The following is a 17,899-nucleotide window of genomic DNA, read 5'->3' on the forward strand; positions in this document are numbered from 1 at the left end:
GGCGCGGTGGCGCCGTGAAAGAAGTCAGCCATGGGCATCTCCATGTCCCCGTGCCGCCGTGCGACCCAGTCCCTCGGCGTGCTCGCTCTCGTCACCTCGCTCGGTCTCGCGACGGCCGGAAGCGCCGCCGCCCGACCCGTGCCCGACCCCTCCTCCTCCATCCGCGTCACCTCGGTGACCGGCACCGTGGTGCGCAAGGCGGTGTCGACGCGGAACACCATCTACTTCGGGGCGGCCGGCGACGTCGACGCCCTCTCCGCCGTGTCCGGGGAGACCGTCAGCCGACACAGCTACGGCAACTTCCAGGGCTCGGTGCCCACCGGCCGGATGATCACGGTCAACGCCTCCGGCATCCCGTGGACCAGCGTCACCGACGCCGTGCCCGGAACCCCGATGTACACCAACATCGTGCGCTGGGCGCAGACCATCAAGGCCCGTCCGGACCGCATCCTCCTCTCGTTCGGGCACGAGCCCGAGGTCGTCAAGAAGGCCGGCCTCGGCACCGCGGCCGAGTACCGCGCCGCCTACCAGCACGTGGTGAGCATCTTCCGCCAGCAGGGCGTCACCAACGTCACGTGGGTCTTCCAGGCGACGGCCTGGGCCTTCCGGGTCGACCCGGCGTCCGCGGGCTCGGCGGCGACGTGGTACCCCGGCGACGCCTACGTCGACGTCGTCGGCGGAGACGCGTACAACTGGAACACCTGCGGGCTCCCGGGCCAGGGCAAGGACGTGCCGCTGAGCACGATCGCGGGCGGCATCCTCGCCTTCGCCAAGGCACACGGCAAGAAGGCATCCCTGCCGGAGTTCGCCGCCACCTCCTCGCCCGGTCGGGCCGCCTGGCTCACCAACGGGTACGCGTGGCTGAAGTCGAACAGCTCGTACTTCGTCGCGTCGTACTACTTCAACCGTCCCCCGACCAACCCGGACAACGCCGACTGCGTGTGGTGGCTCAACACCCCCGCGGAGTACGCGTCGTACACGGCGATCGTCAAGGACACCTGGACCGTGCAGTAGCCGGCTCGGTCAGCGCACCGGCCCACGAGGACCTCGTCGTCCTCGTGGGCCGGTCCGTCGTCGGGGGTTGTGGTGCAGGTCATACGTCGTTGAGCGTTCTACTACTACCAGTCGTACTACGCGTCGTAGTAGTTTGTCCTCGTCAGACCACCACGCCAGCAACCGGGCCGACCACCTCCCGGCCCGCGGAAGGACACGAGACCAATGCGCAGCTCATTCGACAAGCTCATCTCCTGGACCGGCCTCATCGTCGCCGCCGTCCTCCTCGTCGCCGGTGCCCTGCTCACCTGGGCCTCGACGTTCGCCACCTCCACCGTCCACGACCAGCTCGCGGCGCAGCAGATCACGATGCCGGCGGCCGCGGCGCTCACCACGCCCGACATGAAGGCCCACCTCACGCAGTACGCCGGCCAGCCGATGACCACGGGCGACCAGGCCAAGGCCTACGCCGACTACTACATCCAGGCCCACATGGACGAGTCGGCCGAGGGCAAGACCTACTCGCAGGTCTCCGGCGAGTACATGGCCGCCCTCAAGACCGACCCCACCGCGCAGGCCACGCAGGACCTCGGCCAGCTCCGCCAGACGCTGTTCATGGGCACCACGCTGCGCGGCATGCTGCTCAACGCCTACGCCTTCGGCACCATCGGCGCGATCGCGATGTGGGCGGCGATCGCGGCCTTCGTCGGCTCCGCCGTGATGTTCGTCCTCGGCGCCCTCGGCCTGGCCCACGCCCGGCGCGTCACCCCGGTCGAGGCCCCGGCCCTCGAGAAGATCCCCGCGACTGCCTGACCCCTGCGAACCCCTGCACGCAGGATCTCAGGACAGAGGCCCCGGTCGGCACCCGCCGACCGGGGCTCCTTCGTGCCGGTGCCGGCGGGTTGTCCACAGGGCGAGGATGCCGGGGCGCGCCGGCCGCCCCGGTCGGGCAGGCTGGTGCTCCGGGCGAGGGGCGCCCGGACGGGGAGGGGTGGACATGCGAGGTCACGGGTCATTCGCGGCGCTGATGTCGGTGCTGGTCGCGGCTGGATGCGCGAGCGGAGGGGACGGCGCTGCCGGACGGGACGGCTCGGCGTCCCCGACCCCGACCCCCACGCGTGCACCGGTCGTCATGTCGCACGCCGACGCGTTCCAGACGGCCCTGGCCGCGGTGCCTGCCCTCCGCAAGGACTGGACGGGCGCCTCCACCGGCACGGTCAACCGCGTGACGATCTGCGGCGACGACGAGCTGGAGGTACCGGGACTCACCGACGGCATCTACGTCGTCGCCGGCGACGAGCGGACCGAGGACTCCCCCATCACCCGCGACGTCGAACGCCTGCGCTCCGTCGTGGCTGCGATCCCGAAGGGCGCACGCGAGAGGGCGGTTGCCGCGGTCCACGGGCTGGCGTCGTGCACGGACGCAGCCGACGACGAGGTGCCGTCACCCGCCACGATCCTTGACGAGGACGGCGTCGAGGTGGTCGTGCTGCCCATGACCCACCAGCAGGAGAAGAAGCCGCGCACCGTTCACCGGGTGTACGTGGCCGAGGTGGTCGACGGCCTCGCGGTGCTCTGCGTGGCGGAGGGTACGTCGGTCGCGAAGTCGTCGGAGGTGGCCACCGGATGCACCACCCGGGCTCGCGAGTCGGTCGCCGTCATCCGCGGCGACGCCACCGACCGGGGGTCGATCGCCTCGGCGGCTGCCCTGGCGGCTCGCCTCCGACCGGCCAAGGACCAACCAGTGCAGGCGAACTGGTTGCCCGTCGTGACCCCGTGCGTCGGCCTCGAACCCGAGCCGCCGAGGTTCGGCGTCGTCGCGACCAAGCTCGAGACCGGCGAGATGGGGTCGGTGCCGGCGCAGGTACTCGTGCAACCGTTCGAGGACGCCGCGGCAGCGCAGCGCGAGCTGGCTCGCTACCGCGCCCTCGTCGCCACGTGCACCGGCGAGTACGTCTTGTACGAGGCGACGGTGAACACCCCCGAGTACCGCGTCACCCGCCTGCCCCCGGAGGTCACCTCGACGGGCGATGGCGGCGTGCGGTTCCCGAGCTTCTTCGGCGCGGCGAAGAAGCGGACCGGGACCTCCCAGGTCACCGAGGTCTTCGCCGTCGGGCCACACCTCGTCTTCGCCGGCGGTGAGGCCGATGACCTCGAAGCCGCTGCGGACCTCGTGGACAAGGCCGTCGCCGACGTCATCGACCCACGACGTTGACCCGCGTCCTCACCCTCGTCGGTCGCGGCTGACCGGCGACTCGGGAGGAAGCGAGGCCCCGGTCGGCAACCGCCGACCGGGGCTCCTCCATGAGGTCGGTCAGAGCCCAACCTTCTGTGCCGCGTACGTCGCCTGCTTGACCGTGAACTGGTCGCCGTACTCGCTGCTGAGCTGCTCGATGAGACCGTTTCGCGAGAAGCCCTTGAGCTCGAGATAGCTCTGCGCCGCTCGGACGGCCTGCTCGTTCCAGTTGACGTCGAGGTGCTCGACCGCCCAGGTGGCGTCGGCCTTCTTGAAGCCGTCCCCGTACTCCGACGAGAGCTGCTGGATCAGGCCCTTCTTGCTGAAGCCCTTGAGGTCGATGTAGTTCTCAGCACTCCGGAGCGCGTTCGCCTGGCCTGCCGTGGCCTTCGGCTTGGCAGGGGCCGGCTTGACCGTCGCGGTCGCCGAGGGAGCAACCGTCTCGGCCGCCGGTGACGCCTTGGTGGCGGGAGTCGGCTGCGCACTGCTCGTCGTGGCGCTCTTGAGCGCGGACTCCTGGCTCGGTGTCTGGTCGCCACCCGCAGTCAGCGCGGACCCGAGGATGACGAAGCCCGCCAGGCCCGCGGGGATGAGGACCCGCTTCTTCCTGAACCAGGGGCGGGTGGTGCTGACGGCGCCGGCCGCCACGGCAGCGCTTGCGGGCGCGGTGGCCTGCGGCTGCTGGCCCGCGCCGGGAGCGAAGTGCTCCGTCCACGTCTGGCCGTCCCAGTAGCGCTGCTGGCCGTCGGGCTGCGGGTACCAACCGGCGGGGGTGTTCGACATCGATCGTGCTCCTTGGGTGAGAGGTCCCGGAAGCACAGAGGGCACCCCCGGACGCCCGCGACGTGATCCCCCACACGCGAGCAGCCCGACCGTAAGCGCCTGGTCAAGGCGGGCCAAGGTCCGGGACCGAAGGAGGGCCGAACGACCGATGCCCTTCGGTCGAAGGTGCTGGTGGTAGAGGCACTGCCGATGAGTGTGGCTGACGCGCAATGCCTTCCGGCGCAGGCCTGTCAGTGGTCGGCTCTACAGTGGGGTCAGCAGAGGGAGGCAGTGGCGATGTCCACGACGACGGTGCGGGAGCGGGTCGACGCAGGCGCGCCCTGCTCGCCCGCCGCTCGGGTCACGGGCTTCCGGTCCTCGCTGGCCGAGGTCGACGTGGCGGGCCTCACCGACTCCGAGCGGGTCGATCTGATCAGCGAGCTCGAGCGACTCAAGGGTGCTGCGACCGCGGCGCAGGCGCGGGCCACCGAGGCCTTCCGGGTCTCCCGGGAGGAGACCGCACCGCAGGACGCCGCCCGCTCGGTCGGGTCGCAGGTCGCCCTGGCCCGGCGCGAGTCCCCAACCCTGGGTGACCGGTTCGTGGGGCTGTCCCGCGCGCTGGTCCACGAGCTGCCCGCCACCATGGCCGCCCTCACCGACGGCGCGATCGGTGAGCGCCACGCCGTCGAGGTCGCCCGCGAGAGCGCCACCCTCACCCTCGAGCACCGCGCCGAGGTCGACCGGCGCGTCGGCGCCGTCATCGGCCGCCTCTCCCCCAAGGCCGCCGGGCGCGCCGCACGCCGGGTCGCCGCCGAGCTCGACGCCGCCTCCGTCGTGCGCCGGATGGAGACAGCGGTCGCCTCCCGCCGCGTCACCGTCCGTCCGGCCCCGGACGGGATGGCCTGGCTCACCGTGCTGGGGCCGCTGCGCGACGTCGTCGGCGCCTACGCCGCGCTGCGCACTCGCGCCCAGAGCGTCGTCGGCGGGCAGTGTGACGACGAACCGGCCGACGGTCGCGGCCTCGGTGCCGTCGCCGCCGACACCGCGCTGCGGTCGATGGCCGGCCTGGCCCCCGGGCAGGTCCAGCCCGTCGAGGTCCAGCTCGTCATCACCGACCGCGCGCTCCTCGGCACCGGCGACCCCGCCGCCTCGCTCCTGGCACCCGCGCGCATCCCCGGCCACGGGCCGGTCCCGGCACCGGTGGCCCGCGCCTGGGTCCGCGGCGCCGGCGAGGCATCGGTCTGGCTCCGACGGCTCTACACCAGCCCCGACGGGCGCGACCTCGTGGCGATGGACGCCCGCCGCCGCCTCTTCACCGGCCTGCTGCGCCGGATGCTCGTGCTGCGCGACGACACCTGCACCACCCCGTGGTGCGACGCCCCCATCGTCCACGCCGACCACGCCCACCCGGCCCGCGACGGCGGCCCCACCAGCTACCTCAACGGCTCAGGCACCTGCGCCCGCTGCAACCACGCCAAGGAGTCACCCGGCTGGGCCGCCACCGTCGTGCGCGGCTCACCCCGCCAGGTCGAGCTCCACACACCCACCGGCCACACCTACCGGTCGCTCGCCCCACCCCTGCTCGGCTGGGGCACCGACCCGCCACCCGACGACCTCACCCCCGCCTCACCCCTCGAACGACACCTCGCGGCGCTGCTCCACGCCGCCTGACCATCGCCGGGCCCTCGACACACCCGCTCAAGAACCCTGTAACGCTCGGTCCCGGTCCGGACATGGGGGTGGTGTCAGACTCACCCGCGTGGAGGGGGATCCATTGAGCACGCCCGAGGACCGGTTCTCGGCGCTCTTCGACACCACGCACGTCGCCCTGCTCGGGTACGCCGTGCGCCGGGTCGCCGATCCCGCGGACGCCGCGGACGTCGTCGCCGAGACCTACCTCGTCGCATGGCGCCGGCTCGACGACGTGCCCGTTGGCGCCGAGGCCCGGCCGTGGCTGTTCGGCGTCGCCCGACGGGTTCTGGCCAACCACTACCGCGGCGAGCGGCGCCGGATGGCCCTCGCCGACCGGCTGCGCGACTCGCTCCACCAGGTCGTGCCGCCGCCCGAGGTCCGCGAGCCGAGCGTCGTCGAGCGGGCCGTCGAGCGGCTCGGCGCCGACGACCGCGAGCTGCTGCGCCTCCTCGCCTGGGAGGAGCTCGCCCGCGAGGAGATCGCCCTCGCAATGGGACTGTCGCGCGCCACCGTCCGGGTCCGGCTGCACCGGGCTCGTGCACGCCTTCGCCAGGCCATGGTCGAGATCGAGTCCGAGACGGATGCACCTGCCCTGCAACGCATCCCGACATCCGGACATGACTCCCCCAGATGGGCGACCGCCCGTCCCGGCACCGAGGAGAACTCGTGAACGACCTGGAGCTGATGGACGCCCTGCGCACCACGCGCCGGGTCGACGACCCGACGATCGCCACGGTGACCGACCGGCACGCGCTCAGCGCGCTGCGAGAGGGGATCACCATGACCGACCGCCACGCTCCCCCGACCGTCGAGACGCCGCGGAGGGGCCGGCGTCTCGGCCGTCGGGGGCTCACCGCCGGCGCGCTGGGGCTGGTCCTCGCCGGCACCGGGACCGCCTGGGCCGTCACCCACTGGGACCGCGGCCCGACCCTCGACGGGCTCACCTGCGCCCAGTCCGTCACCGTCACCGGAGGATGGGTCGAGGTGTCGGGGTCGGCCACAGGGCGGCCGGTCAGCGGGGACGACGTCGCCGACTGCGCAGCCATCCGGCGCGATGCCGGGCTGCCGGCGCTCGTCGACCCGGTGGGCTTCCAGCTCCTGGGCAGCCGGTTCGTCGTCTCGCGCACCGGGGTACCGGCCGACGTGATGGCCTCGGCGAGCGCGTCCGGGCCGAATGCCGACCGCGCCGCCCGGCTCGCGCTCGACGCGGCCCTGGGTGACTGGGTGGATGGCCCGCGCGGCGGCTGCTTCTCCGCCGCCGACGCCGAGCAATACGCCGACGCGTCGCTGGCCCGGGCCGGGCTGTCGGAGTGGCCGGTCCGGGTCGTCCAGACGCCGAGTGGCGGGGGCGACTCAGGACCGTGCGCCCTGGCCGAGGTCGCGGCGGACGGTCGGTCGGTCGAGGTGACCCCGGATGCCCGCCCGCCGCTGGGGCGCGGCCCGGCCGAGGTCGACGACTCGGTCTTCGACGTCGCCGATGCCCTGCGGACGGGGCTGGACGGCCGGTGCCTCTCGCTCACCGAGGCCGAGGACCTGGCCCGGTCGAGCGTCGGGACGAACGGCCGGGTATCGACCGTGCCCGACGAGCTGCTCGACTGCGCGGACGTCGACCTGGTCGTCGGCGGGTCCATCGAGGTCACCGTCCGCGGCCCGCGGAGCCGCTGACCTGCGGGCCGCGAGGGCACGGCCTCGCTACGGTGAGGCCGTGCCCCCCGCCCGCCGTCGCCCGACCCTCGAGCAGGTCGCCGAGCGCGCCGGCGTGTCGCGGGCCACCGTGTCCCGCGTGGTCAACGGAGCCGCCACGGTGGAGCCGGGGCTGGCCGACCGGGTCCGGCAGGCCGTCGACGAGCTGGGGTACGCCCCCAACCTCGCCGCCCGCTCGCTGATGACCCGCCGCACCGACGCGGTCGCCCTCGTGGCCGTCGAGTCGCCGAACCGGGTCTTCGGCGACCCGTTCTTCGCGGCCGTCACCCGGGGCGCCAGCCAGGAGCTCGGCCGCTCGGGCGTGCACATGGTGCTGTCGATGGTGCAGACCGACGCCGACCTCGAGCGGTTCGCCGGCTTCCTGCGCGGCGGGCACGTCGACGGTGCCCTCGTCATCTCCGAGCACGGCGACCACGACGTCGTCGGGCTCGTCGAGCGGTGCGGCATCGCCGTGGTCGCCGGCGGCCGACCGGTGGCCACTCACCCCGATGCGGCCCACGTCGACCACGACAACCGCGAGGGCGGCCGGCTGGCGGCGCGTCACCTGCTGGCCCGAGGGTGCCGGCACATCGGCACGGTCGCCGGTCCGCAGGACATGACGGCCGGGGTGGACCGGCTCGTGGGGTTCCGCGAGGAGCTGGGATCGGCGTTCGACGGCTCGCTCGTCGAGGTCGGCGACTTCACGACGACCGGTGGCGCGCGGGCGACATCCGCTCTGCTGCAACGTCGCCCAAACCTCGACGGCCTCTTCGTCGCGAACGACCTGATGGCCCTCGGCGCCCTGACCGCGCTGCGCGAGGCCGGACGCCAGGTGCCCGAGGACGTCGCGGTCATCGGGTTCGACGACGCCGACGTCGCGGCGGTGGCCGCTCCCCCGCTGACGACCGTCCGCCAGCGCACCGAGACCCAGGGCCGGCTGATGGCCCAGCTGCTGCTGCACCGGCTCGGCCGGCGGTCGGCCGACCCGCTGCCCGAGCTCGACGCCGCGGAGGCGTCCGGCGCGGTGGTGCTCGGCGTCCAGCTGGTCGTCCGCGACAGCGCCTGAGCGGGAGCCGTGCTCGGCGCTGCCGCGGACCGGTGCAGAGGTCAGGCGCCGTGCGTCACGGGTACTCGCTGACGTAGGCCGGCGTGCCGGTGTTGCTGTTGTCGACCTGGCTGCCGACGTCGTTGACGACGTGTCGGGTCGTGCCGGCGCCGAGGTTGACGGTCAGCAGGTGGTGCAGCCGCACCCCCGGCCGGGTCGGCACCTGGAAGCCGTGCTCGGTGACGATCGACGGGTCGTTCCGGTTGTAGACGTACGACCCGCCGCCCCAGAGCTCGTGGGTGCGCACCTTCGGGGAGACGACGTAGCCGGCGTAGCCGAGGGTGCCGTCGGGCTGGGTCCAGTCGGCCTGCGTGGGCGGGTCGTAGGGAAGCTCGTTCTGGTAGAGGACCGTTCGTCCCCGCTCGCCGTTCCAGATCGTGTTGTGCTGCTGGAAGTGCTCGACGAACAGGCCGGTGGCGGTGACGTCGTCACCGTTGACGACCAGGCCGTTGGTGCCGGTGTTGACGGCCCAGCGCTCGTCGTCGCCGAGGACGCCGCCGGTGAAGTCCTCGACGCCGTGGTCGGCGCGCCAGACCCAGGTGTGGTCGATGAGGACGTGGTCGGCGTCGATCTGCATCGCGACCTTGACCTTGCCGATGTGCGGGCCGCCGACGCGGAAGTAGACGTCGCTGAGGGTCAGCGGGTCCTTCGCGCTCGAGCCGCGACCCGAATGGTGGCCGCCCTTGCCCTTGTCGTGGTCATCGACGTGGAGCAGGTTGCGCGACAGCTTCGTTCCCGCATCGATGGTGACGCCGGCGATGATCGTGCCTGCACCGTCGGCCACCTCGAGCGGCGTCGCACCGCGCACGGCGGTGAGGGTCGCCTGCCCCATCCCGAGGACGACGGTGCCGGGGCGCTTGACCTCGATGCTGCGGTCGACGTCGTAGACGCCCGGCGTCAGGAGGAGATGCTGGCCCTTGGCCAAGGCCTTGTTGATGTCCTTGACCGACTCACCGGGCTTGGCGATGTGGAAGGCGCTGAGCGGCAGCGTCTTCCCGGCGGTCATGCCGTTGGCCCAGCTGCGGCCGCGGGTGTTCGTCTGCGCCGAGGGAACGCGCACGGCCCAGCGGTTGCCGTCCATGAACAAGAATGGCTTCTCGCGGCTGACCGGAGTCGTCTCGAGCGTCGTGTACGGCGGGTGGGGGAAGGTGCTGTCGTCGGGGGCTCCCTCGACACCGGCGAACACCTGGTTCCAGACGCCGTTGCTCCAGCTGCCGACCGTGCTGTTGCGGGTCAGCCACTGCTGCTGCGAGCCGTTGACGACCGTCTCGGCGGAGGTGTCGGCGATGAACCCGCCGCTGGCGTACTGCGGCCCGGCGGTGCAGTAGTCCATCAGGCTGAGCGTGCCGCCCTTGACGGCGACGCGGCGCATCGAGACGGCCTGGCTGACCGCCCAGAAGTTGGCGCTCTGGCGGCAGCCGTCCTGGCCGGTGCCGTTGACGTCGATCGTCAGGTTGCTCAGGGTGCGCCAGAAGTTGTTGAGCGCGATGCAGTTGCTCGTCCCACCGTCCTCGAGGCAGCGGTTGTAGACCTCGATCTTGCCGACGACGTGCACGTCGTCCGGGCTCGCGCCGAGGCCGGCGACCTCGGTGTTGTAGCCGACCTTGATCTGCAGCGGCTCGGTCGCCGTGCCGTAGGTGCCCGGCTTGAAGAGGATGCTCCAGCGGTCGGTGCCCATCTCGGCGTCGGTCTGGGCGCTGCTGATCCGGTCGACGGCGGCCTTGATGTCGGCGGTCGGCATGCTCGGGTCGAGGACGAGGACCCTGCTGCCGAGGTCGATGCCGGCCGGCGGCTTCGGGTGCGCCGGTGCCGCGGCGGCCGGTGCCAGCTGGGCGGCCATCCCGGTGAGGGCGAGCAGCGCGGTCACGGCGCCGGCGACGGCGCGTCGGGTGGCTCGGGTGAGTGTCGCGGTCGGGGGTGAGGTCATGTCGCAGTCCAATCGCGCCGGGGCTCGCTCGCCGGTGAGAGAGCGCTCTCTGCGACGACCCAACCACGGCCCCGCCGCCCCGGCAACCGGAGCCGCGCGGCCTCCGACCGGGGCACCTGCCCGGACCGGCCCGGCCGCGGGCGTGCGAGGCTTTCTCCTCACCATCGAGCGAGAGCGAGGAGCACCGTGGGCGCGCACGGACACCCCGAGGGGCCGACCCTGCCGATGAACCGGATCGCCTGGGCGGTGCTCGTCCCGCTCGCCGTGGCCACCCTCGTCGGCCTCGTCCTGCTGTGGCCGTCGGCCACCCCGCCCACGGCGCAGCCTCCGGCGCCCGAGTTCAAGGGCGTCGTCCTCGCGCTGCAGGGCGAGGAGTGCACCGGCGAGCAGACCGGACCGCCGTCCAGCTGCGGCACCGTCACGGCCCGCATCACGACGCCCGAGGGCGACCGCGAGATCGAGGCGCCACTGTCGAGGAGCCCGTCGGCGCCGGACCTGTCGGTCGGTGACGAGGTGGTCGTCGCGGCATCGGAGAGCCCGGACGGCCCGATCTACGGGGTGGTCGACCACCAGCGCGGGTCCGAGCTCGTCGTCGTGCTCGTGGCCCTCGCGCTCGCCCTCGTGGCCTTCGGGCGCTGGCGCGGGTTCACAGCGCTCGTCGGGCTGGCCATCACGTTCGGCGTGCTGTTCGCGTTCATCGTGCCCGCCGTCATCGCGGGCAGCAGCCCCGTCCTCGTCGCGCTCGTCGGCGCCTCGCTCATCACCCTTACCGTGCTCTACCTGACCCACGGGGTGTCCCTGCCGACGACCGTCGCCGTGCTCGGGACGATGACCGCGCTGGCCTCACGGCGGGCCTGTCCGAGCTGACGGTGGGCCTGTTGCGGCTCACCGGGACCACCGACGACGTCTCGACCGCCGTGGCGACCACCTACGGCATCGACACCCGCGGGCTGCTCGTCGCGAGCATCATCATCGGCTCGGTCGGCGTGCTCGACGACGTCACCGTCACCCAGGCCGCCACCGTCACCGAGATCAGCCGCGCCAACCCGTCATACGGCGTCGGGCAGCTGTTCGGCGGCGCCGCCCGCGTCGGCCGCTCGCACATCGCGTCTGTCGTGAACACGGTCGTCCTCGCTTACGCGGGATCGTCGCTGCCGCTGCTCGTCCTGGTGGTCGCGAACAACGACTCCGTCGTCCAGGTGGCCACGACGCAGCTCATCGCGCAGGAGGTCGTCCGCAGCGCGGTGGCCACCCTCGGCCTCATCGCGGCGGTCCCCCTCACGACGGCGCTGGCCGCCCTCGCGACCCGCCGGGCGGAGTCGGGTGAGAGCCGCCAGCACGCGCCGGCTCCGGCCGCCTGAGCGGTTCCTCCGTCAGCCGATGACGGCGGGGCGCAGGTCCGTGTGGATGAAGTCATCGCCCTTGAAGAGCAGCGTGTCGTCGCTCTCTCGCGCCAGGGCGTAGGCGAAGCAGTCGCCGAAGTTCAGCCGCGCCGGGTGCCCGCTCCCCCTGCCGTAGTCGCGGTAGGTCGCGCGCGCGATGGCGCACTGCTCGGCAGTGACCGGCTCGACGACCAGCCCGAGGCGGGCGACCAGGTCATCCATCCTGCGGGTCGCGACGGGTGACCGGCGGCTGTCGATGACGATGCACGTCTCCAGGAGCGTGGCCGCGGAGATGCGCGGGTGCGCATCTCCGACGAGAGCCGCGACGAAGGCGTCGCGCTCCGGCTCGTCCGTGACGATGGCCACGAGCGCCGAGGTGTCGACGATCACGCGGGCAGCCCGCGCTCGTCGTAGAGATCGAGGTTCCGGATGGCCTCGCGGTCCTCGTCCGTCAACGACCGGTCGATGTCCGCGAGGATCGCGTCGATCCGCCCGCGCCGCGCCGCGTCATCGTCCGGACTCGTCAACATCTCGAGGTAGTGCTCGAGCGCTGCCTCGATGACGCTCGTCTGGGACAGGCCCGTGCGGGATGCCGCCTCGCGCGCGAGCTCGTGCACCCGCGGCTTCTTGATGTTCAGGCTCATGAACCCATTCTACCGTCGGTGGGTAGATGTCTACCCACCTGTGGATAACCTCGCTGGCCGAGCCGGCCGTCCGTGCACTGTGACGAGCGACGAAAGGACTCCTCATGACCGAACCGGTCGAGCTCAACCCCACCGACGACGACCTCGAGAGCACCGCCCTGCTCGCTCTGGCCGACGGCCCGTTGTCGGCCGGCGCCCTGGCCACCCGGATGCGACGTCGCTTCCGCAGCCGCACCATGGATGCCCGTCTCGTCGAGATGCTCGTCCAGCGCAGCCTCCTCCTCGTCGGCCGTCCGGACGGCTCGGTCATCCGGCTCATCGACCTGCTCGAGGGCTCGACGTTCACGGTGCGCGTGGCGCAGGCCGACGGGACACGGCGCGACCTGTGGGTCTCCCTGGCCCTGGCGCCCCTCATCACTTGGATGGACCGCGAGGGCCTCTGCCTCACCTCGGGCGACCCGCTCTCGAGGGGCGCGTTCGGGCACAACACGATCGTCGGGCCCGACGGGTGGCTGCCCTCGATGGCCCCGGGGTCGCTCGTCTCGCTCACCGTGACGCGCGGGCGCATCGAGGTGGCGCCGGTGGAGGACGACGCGCTGCTGCGCTCCGAGGAGGAAGGAGCGGTCCGCCGTGCCCCGAGCCACCACTACCGGACGACGACGTGGTGGACGGAGGACGACCTCGCCGAGCGGCCGTACGACCTGACGGCAGCAGTCGCGAACGCGCTCGTCGAGGATCCCCTCCTGCTCCGGCGACCCACCCGGCCGCTCGACGAGCTCCTGTACATCGCCGTGCGCCAGTGCGAGCAGGACCACCACCTGCGGGACGCCTCCGCGTGGGGTGCCGGCGACTGCGTCAGCTTCGAGATCTCCGGGATGCCCGAGGCGCTGGCCGGCGAGATCGCTCGGCGCGCCCGGCACTACGGGATGTCTGACGACCAGTATCTGATCCTCGCCTTGGGTCACCTCTGCTGGCGCACCCCCTTCGCGGAAGACCTCGGCGACAACGGGTTCGGGTGGGAGCCGGCACCCCATCCTGGCGAGGACGGGCCGGACGAGCCCCGCCGCCTCCGCCCGGTCTGAGCGGGCCGGCCGGCCCTCAGCTGAGGATGCCGTGCCGCGCGTTCCAGGCCTGGGCGCTGGAGTAGGCGTCGACCATCGACCAGATCCACACCACGGGGATGACGACGATCCCGACGAGCACGAACAGCAGGAGGAACCCCACGAAGTAGCTGAGCAGGAACGCCACGCCCTTGCCCGCCTGCCCGTTGATGAACTGACCGAGTCCGGGGAGGAAGAACGACGCGATGACGGCGATGCCGGCGCTCTTGGGCGCCACGCGCGTCGCCGGGGCGTAGCCGTAGGTGCCGGCCACGAGGGGTGCGGGCTGCCCGGGTGGCAGTGGGTAGCTGGTCGGGACCTGCTGCGGCGGTGGGGTCGGCTGGGCCCGCACCACCTCGCCGTGCACGACGGCGCCGCTGCTCGGAGCGGCCGGCTCGGCCCACGCCGCTCCCGTCCACCAACGCTGGGTACCGTCGGGCTGCGGGTACCACCCCGCAGGTGCGCTCTGGCTCATGGCGCTGTCTCCCTCTCCCGGGTCGCGACCCACTGGTCGTGACGCTCGACCCAGGGGGCACGCACCGCGGGATGGACCAGAGCGTGCCCCTCTAGCTCTCGTCCGTCGATGACGACCCCCCGCGAGCGTCCACTTCATCCACCTCAGTCATCCGTTTGGCTGTCGCCACGCGGGCGATTCTTCGTACGCACGGTCCACTCGCAGTGCATCGACCCCTGCCGCGAAGACAACGCCAGATTCCGGGTCTCCTTTCGTGTAGTCAGGCCGCCGTACGAGCAGGCGATTTGGTCGACGAGCGCCCGCGCCGAGGAGGAGCGCGGAGCGCCGACGCCCTCGCTTTGAGCCCGTCGGCAAACGTGGCCGGTGTCACGGACCGCCCGTGAGCGGTCATCCACATCGGTGCGGTCGGGCGGCCCACATCGCCGACGCAGTAATCCGCCGGCTTGCCCGGGTTGCGCTCGCACCCGCGCCCCGGACGCACCCGAATTTCCGCCTGCCCCCACCCGTGAACCACGTGAACTCACCACCGAGAATCGGTCACTGAGCGGGCCGTCCGGGCACTAATAGAGGTCGCGCTGCACAGGATCCCCGAGCGATCGCACTTCAGGGCGGACCGAAATCATTTGCTCACGCAGCGCTAGGAGTTCGTCGGTGCCGATTGTGCCCCGGATTTCAACAACGTTCGTCGACGCGACGCGCGGCCACACCAACACGAACTTGGAAGGGCGCATTTGAGAATCCACCACATGCTGGGTGCAATCGATCAAGCCAACATGCATCTCGAACACAAGACCCCCGATAATCGTCAGAGCGAAGAACGCGCAGCCCCGGGGGCGAGGCAACGCAATGCTACTCGGCGACATCAGGGCTGGATCGAACTTGGCCACGCGCATCATCGTATTAGGTGGCACATACCGTGGAAACTGGGCCAGTCTCGAAATCATTCGCACGGCTAGCTCATCTCCCCACGTGCCCGAATTGTCCGCCAAGGATGAGAAGATAACAACCTTCGCGAACCACCTAGTCAGCGCCAGAAGCGATTCCCCGCAGGGGTCCAAGGTTCCGCTTCTTAGAAGTTCAGTCACGACCGGCCGAGCTGGCTCTTCGATCGCTCTACCCAACCTCGAGTTGCAGACGTGACAAATGCGCATTCTGAATCGGGGCGCCGGGTCCGACAGATGAGGCTTCAGCTCCGACAGAAGCCGGCGGAGCCACATGGGAGTGATGTCTTCAAACGTAAGGTCCTGGGGCAGGCCGCACAATCGACATGGCTTCCGCTCAGTCACAGGGCATCTCCCGCCGCCGCCGTCATACGCACGTCCCTACTAAGCCAGCGAGAAGCAGGTCGGGCCGAACTCGCGCTACGTTACTCACTGCGGAGGACTGACCGCCGGGAGGGGCGGCTTGCTCGGGAGACCCAAGATTCCCCTAAGCGCTGCGGGCTCGAGTGGGGGGTTTCGACGGTGGATCATCATATGGCAGTTCGGGCAGAGCGGAACGAGGTCTCGGATAGGGTCAACTACATACGATGCGCCGGCGAAGCTCGACACCAAGACTCTGTGATGCACATGAATGTAGCCATCCCCAATCTCACCATACTTAGCGAAAGAAACGTCGCACACCCAGCAGCTGCTGCCATAGTGGGCAATGCATTGCATCCGAGCGACAGGGTTTCTTTCGTATTTATTGACAGCAACCCGAACGGACGCTCCTTCAGTGAGAATCTCGCCGCTGTCCTGCGCCTGAAGGTCAAGTCCGACGAGAAATAGAGACAAGGCCGCTCGGGAAGCGATCAGAGTCGCCAGCTTCCGCTCTAGTACCGAGGTACCCGAAGACTTGGCCACACATTCGATCTCGACCGTACGAAACTCAATAGAAGGCAACCTCTCAGGCGCCAAGATCATTTCATCATCCGCATATACCGTGGCGGAAATCGATCCTTGCATGGCGAGTGCCCATTGCTGCTTCCACGCTTGAGGATCGGCACTCACTCCGGTGGCAAAGGAACGCACCAAACGCCCGCTAAAGCGCCCTGGGCGAAGCGTCGCCTCGGACGATCGGTAACCCACCGCCAACAACAAGTCGAACGCATAACCGTCCTCGACTTGGGCGCTGTACCCGATTGCCCAGCCGTGGAAGCCATCGGCGTCCATCATAGCGGGGTTGAGTTCCAGACCGGTTTCGAGTGCGAGATCCCGCGCTACTTCCGCGGCAATCCACGCACTGTCCTCTTGGGCAGGGTCAGTCGTCATCAGGCTCTGCCAAGTCCTTCACCAACTTCTTGAGGTTCCTGCTAACTTCGATCCGAAACTCTTCGAAAGTCTCGTGCGCCTTGACATCCGTGTTATTCATTTCCGCCTGCGCTAGCGCATAGAACAGGTACTCGATCGCCTGAACCATATTGTTGTCGCCGGCATAAGGAAGATAGGCCTTGCGGTACCACTGATGGCCAGTGTTAATGGCCACTTGAATATTCGAACGAGCGAGCCGAGCTTCCCACAGGGCGCCATCGTCGAGACTCGCGTCACGAACCACGTTCAAACCGAGGTCGTCGGCATCCACGGCGATGGCCACGATCCCCGACGCCTTACCCGTGCCGTCGCGCAGGACAACTTGACCTGAATTGTTGACCAGGCTAACCGCGCCATTTGAGTCTGATTCAACCTTCGGCACCGTCAGGTTGCCTTTGAGACGAGCAATCGTCCTTTCTGTTGGCCTCGATGAGTTGGGGGACACGGACGACTCTGCGGTCGTGGCCCTCCCCTTCCTCGACAGACGATCGGCCTCTCGCCGAACAGGGGCGAGCAAATCCTTCAGCAGCGCAATCAGCTGGGGGTCAATGTGCACCCCTGACTTCTTGATTCCAACCCCCATCACTTCGTCGAGCTGCGCGGGGAACGACAGTTCCACCCGGAGGGTGTTCAAGTGCGTCTCTGTGGCCCCTGTTCCGAGCCAGTCGGGCCCCTCAATCATTCGCTCCTCGCGGTACAGGTATATGCCCTGTCGGTCCAAGCCAATGTTTGCGTAATCGCGGGTCTCGTCTGAGGAGTACTCGTCCTTTCGAGGGAGGATGAAGGCCCTAAGCGAGATGTTGTACTCCTCCATCTCCGCACCTGAGTAGGCGGGGCGCATCTTCAGCGTCTTCTCCAACACGCAGTTCCCGCCGCGACCCTCCAAGAATGGGTCCCACGCTTCAAGGACAACCCCATTAACTGCGATGGACACGTTCCGCGCGCGCTTGTCGTTGGGGTTGAGGTACCTTTGGAACACGAGGCGCAGGTGGTCGCGCAGCTTATCCTCCGTCTTGGAAAGAGCTAGGTCCAAGTTCTTGGCAGGTGCACCCGATGCCGTCTTGAGAAGCTTGTCTACCTTTTGCCATAGCACGACAGTTCCAGCACCGACCTCCTCGTCGGCGATTGCGTGCAACTCTGCCACCGAGTCCTCCCATAGGGCCTCCTCGCCCTCGTCCGCCGGACCCAGGTCAAGGTTCCACTCGCCGGCGCGCACGAGGTCATCCAGATCCCATACGGCAGCGCTCAAGGGTGACGACCCGGCGTTCCGAGACATCACGGTTAGTCGGCGACAGAACCCAGTCGAAGCTGTCTTCAGACCAAGACCGAAGCGCCCAAGGCTCGACCTCGAGGGTCGTTCTGGGGCGCCGTAGCGCATCGCGTCCTTTAGACCGTTCGTAGTCATACCGTGGCCGTCGTCTGCGACTGTCAGGATGATGTCGCGGTCCGTGGTCCAGCCGAGGTAGACGCTGACCCGTGTCGCGTCTGCCGCGATCGAATTGTCAATGAGATCGGCGAGAGCCGCATTGAATGTGTATCCCGTGTCGCGGAGCCCTTCAACCATTCGTCGTGTGTCCGGCGCCACGACGACGTGCTGACGAGAACTCAT

16 protein-coding genes and 1 pseudogene are annotated in these 17,899 nt (G+C 69.9%); 9 read left to right on the forward strand and 8 right to left on the reverse strand.

What is annotated here, in order from left to right:
- Positions 1–30 precede the first annotated feature (30 nt).
- The 3 genes from JQN70_RS07695 to JQN70_RS07705 all read left to right on the forward strand — a co-directional run bounded on the left by JQN70_RS07695 (position 31) and on the right by JQN70_RS07705 (position 3,208).
- Positions 31–1,014, forward strand: coding sequence for a glycosyl hydrolase (locus tag JQN70_RS07695; RefSeq protein ID WP_204130741.1), 984 nt, complete (start codon positions 31–33; stop codon positions 1,012–1,014).
- A 204-nt stretch (positions 1,015–1,218) separates the two neighbouring features.
- Complete coding sequence (locus JQN70_RS07700; RefSeq protein WP_204130742.1) at positions 1,219–1,806, forward strand: hypothetical protein; 588 nt, start codon at positions 1,219–1,221, stop codon at positions 1,804–1,806.
- A 319-nt stretch (positions 1,807–2,125) separates the two neighbouring features.
- Positions 2,126–3,208, forward strand: a complete 1,083-nt coding sequence (locus JQN70_RS07705) for a hypothetical protein (protein ID WP_204130743.1) — start codon at positions 2,126–2,128, stop codon at positions 3,206–3,208.
- A gap of 99 nt (positions 3,209–3,307) precedes the next feature.
- Here JQN70_RS07705 and JQN70_RS07710 read toward each other — a convergent pair whose 3' ends face one another.
- Entirely contained in the window at positions 3,308–4,012 is a 705-nt protein-coding gene (locus tag JQN70_RS07710; protein ID WP_204130744.1) for an Ltp family lipoprotein, read from the reverse strand.
- Positions 4,013–4,288: 276 nt separating this feature from the next.
- Between JQN70_RS07710 and JQN70_RS07715 the strand changes: the two genes are divergently transcribed.
- The 4 genes from JQN70_RS07715 (at position 4,289) to JQN70_RS07725 (ending at position 8,432) form a co-directional block, all read left to right on the forward strand.
- Entirely contained in the window at positions 4,289–5,662 is a 1,374-nt protein-coding gene (locus JQN70_RS07715; RefSeq protein ID WP_204130745.1) for an HNH endonuclease, read from the forward strand.
- A 103-nt stretch (positions 5,663–5,765) separates the two neighbouring features.
- Complete coding sequence (locus tag JQN70_RS07720) at positions 5,766–6,353, forward strand: RNA polymerase sigma factor (protein ID WP_204130746.1); 588 nt, start codon at positions 5,766–5,768, stop codon at positions 6,351–6,353.
- Positions 6,350–7,348 (forward strand): hypothetical protein, encoded by a 999-nt coding sequence (locus JQN70_RS19920; RefSeq protein ID WP_239111243.1) that lies wholly within the window; start codon positions 6,350–6,352, stop codon positions 7,346–7,348. Before JQN70_RS07720 ends, JQN70_RS19920 begins: the two co-directional genes overlap by 4 nt.
- A 40-nt stretch (positions 7,349–7,388) precedes the next feature.
- Positions 7,389–8,432, forward strand: coding sequence for a LacI family DNA-binding transcriptional regulator (locus JQN70_RS07725; protein WP_307835860.1), 1,044 nt, complete (start codon positions 7,389–7,391; stop codon positions 8,430–8,432).
- A gap of 55 nt (positions 8,433–8,487) precedes the next feature.
- Here JQN70_RS07725 and JQN70_RS07730 read toward each other — a convergent pair whose 3' ends face one another.
- On the reverse strand, positions 8,488–10,398 hold the full coding sequence (locus JQN70_RS07730; protein ID WP_204130748.1) for a pectate lyase-like domain-containing protein: 1,911 nt from the start codon (positions 10,396–10,398) through the stop codon (positions 8,488–8,490).
- Positions 10,399–10,623: 225 nt separating this feature from the next.
- Between JQN70_RS07730 and JQN70_RS19925 the strand changes: the two are divergent.
- A pseudogene (locus tag JQN70_RS19925) lies at positions 10,624–11,759 on the forward strand (YibE/F family protein).
- A gap of 12 nt (positions 11,760–11,771) precedes the next feature.
- Here the strand turns inward: JQN70_RS19925 and JQN70_RS07745 are convergent.
- Both JQN70_RS07745 and JQN70_RS07750 read right to left on the reverse strand, forming a co-directional pair.
- On the reverse strand, positions 11,772–12,170 hold the full coding sequence (locus tag JQN70_RS07745; RefSeq protein ID WP_204130751.1) for a type II toxin-antitoxin system VapC family toxin: 399 nt from the start codon (positions 12,168–12,170) through the stop codon (positions 11,772–11,774).
- Complete coding sequence (locus JQN70_RS07750; RefSeq protein WP_204130752.1) at positions 12,167–12,424, reverse strand: type II toxin-antitoxin system VapB family antitoxin; 258 nt, start codon at positions 12,422–12,424, stop codon at positions 12,167–12,169. The genes JQN70_RS07745 and JQN70_RS07750 overlap by 4 nt, the downstream gene beginning before the upstream one ends.
- A gap of 104 nt (positions 12,425–12,528) precedes the next feature.
- On the opposite strand from JQN70_RS07750, the gene JQN70_RS07755 reads away from it, so the two are divergent.
- Positions 12,529–13,506 (forward strand): hypothetical protein, encoded by a 978-nt coding sequence (locus JQN70_RS07755; RefSeq protein ID WP_204130753.1) that lies wholly within the window; start codon positions 12,529–12,531, stop codon positions 13,504–13,506.
- A gap of 16 nt (positions 13,507–13,522) precedes the next feature.
- On the opposite strand, the gene JQN70_RS07760 is transcribed toward JQN70_RS07755, so the two are convergent.
- From JQN70_RS07760 to JQN70_RS07775, 4 genes are all read right to left on the reverse strand, one after another.
- A complete protein-coding gene (locus JQN70_RS07760; protein ID WP_204130754.1) occupies positions 13,523–13,999 on the reverse strand; it encodes a hypothetical protein in 477 nt (158 codons plus the stop codon).
- 560 nt (positions 14,000–14,559) lie between these two features.
- A complete protein-coding gene (locus JQN70_RS07765; RefSeq protein WP_204130755.1) occupies positions 14,560–14,886 on the reverse strand; it encodes a hypothetical protein in 327 nt (108 codons plus the stop codon).
- Positions 14,887–15,369: 483 nt separating this feature from the next.
- Positions 15,370–16,251, reverse strand: coding sequence for an HNH endonuclease (locus JQN70_RS07770; RefSeq protein ID WP_204130756.1), 882 nt, complete (start codon positions 16,249–16,251; stop codon positions 15,370–15,372).
- A complete protein-coding gene (locus tag JQN70_RS07775; RefSeq protein ID WP_204130757.1) occupies positions 16,241–17,899 on the reverse strand; it encodes an ATP-binding protein in 1,659 nt (552 codons plus the stop codon). Before JQN70_RS07775 ends, JQN70_RS07770 begins: the two co-directional genes overlap by 11 nt.

Source organism: Phycicoccus sonneratiae, from assembly GCF_016887965.1.
GTDB lineage: Bacteria > Actinomycetota > Actinomycetes > Actinomycetales > Dermatophilaceae > Phycicoccus > Phycicoccus sonneratiae.

Bases quoted from the DNA above. Each gene is read 5' to 3' on its own strand.
- JQN70_RS07695 (WP_204130741.1), top strand. From the start codon at position 31: ATGGGCATCTCCATGTCCCCGTGCCGCCGTGCGACCCAGTCCCTCGGC.
- JQN70_RS07770 (WP_204130756.1), bottom strand. From the start codon at position 16,251: ATGACGACTGACCCTGCCCAAGAGGACAGTGCGTGGATTGCCGCGGAA.
- JQN70_RS07760 (WP_204130754.1), bottom strand. From the start codon at position 13,999: ATGAGCCAGAGCGCACCTGCGGGGTGGTACCCGCAGCCCGACGGTACC.
- JQN70_RS07755 (WP_204130753.1), top strand. From the start codon at position 12,529: ATGACCGAACCGGTCGAGCTCAACCCCACCGACGACGACCTCGAGAGC.
- JQN70_RS07775 (WP_204130757.1), bottom strand. From the start codon at position 17,899: ATGAGTTCTCGTCAGCACGTCGTCGTGGCGCCGGACACACGACGAATG.
- JQN70_RS07730 (WP_204130748.1), bottom strand. From the start codon at position 10,398: ATGACCTCACCCCCGACCGCGACACTCACCCGAGCCACCCGACGCGCC.
- JQN70_RS07700 (WP_204130742.1), top strand. From the start codon at position 1,219: ATGCGCAGCTCATTCGACAAGCTCATCTCCTGGACCGGCCTCATCGTC.
- JQN70_RS07750 (WP_204130752.1), bottom strand. From the start codon at position 12,424: ATGAGCCTGAACATCAAGAAGCCGCGGGTGCACGAGCTCGCGCGCGAG.
- JQN70_RS07705 (WP_204130743.1), top strand. From the start codon at position 2,126: ATGTCGCACGCCGACGCGTTCCAGACGGCCCTGGCCGCGGTGCCTGCC.
- JQN70_RS07710 (WP_204130744.1), bottom strand. From the start codon at position 4,012: ATGTCGAACACCCCCGCCGGTTGGTACCCGCAGCCCGACGGCCAGCAG.
- JQN70_RS07715 (WP_204130745.1), top strand. From the start codon at position 4,289: ATGTCCACGACGACGGTGCGGGAGCGGGTCGACGCAGGCGCGCCCTGC.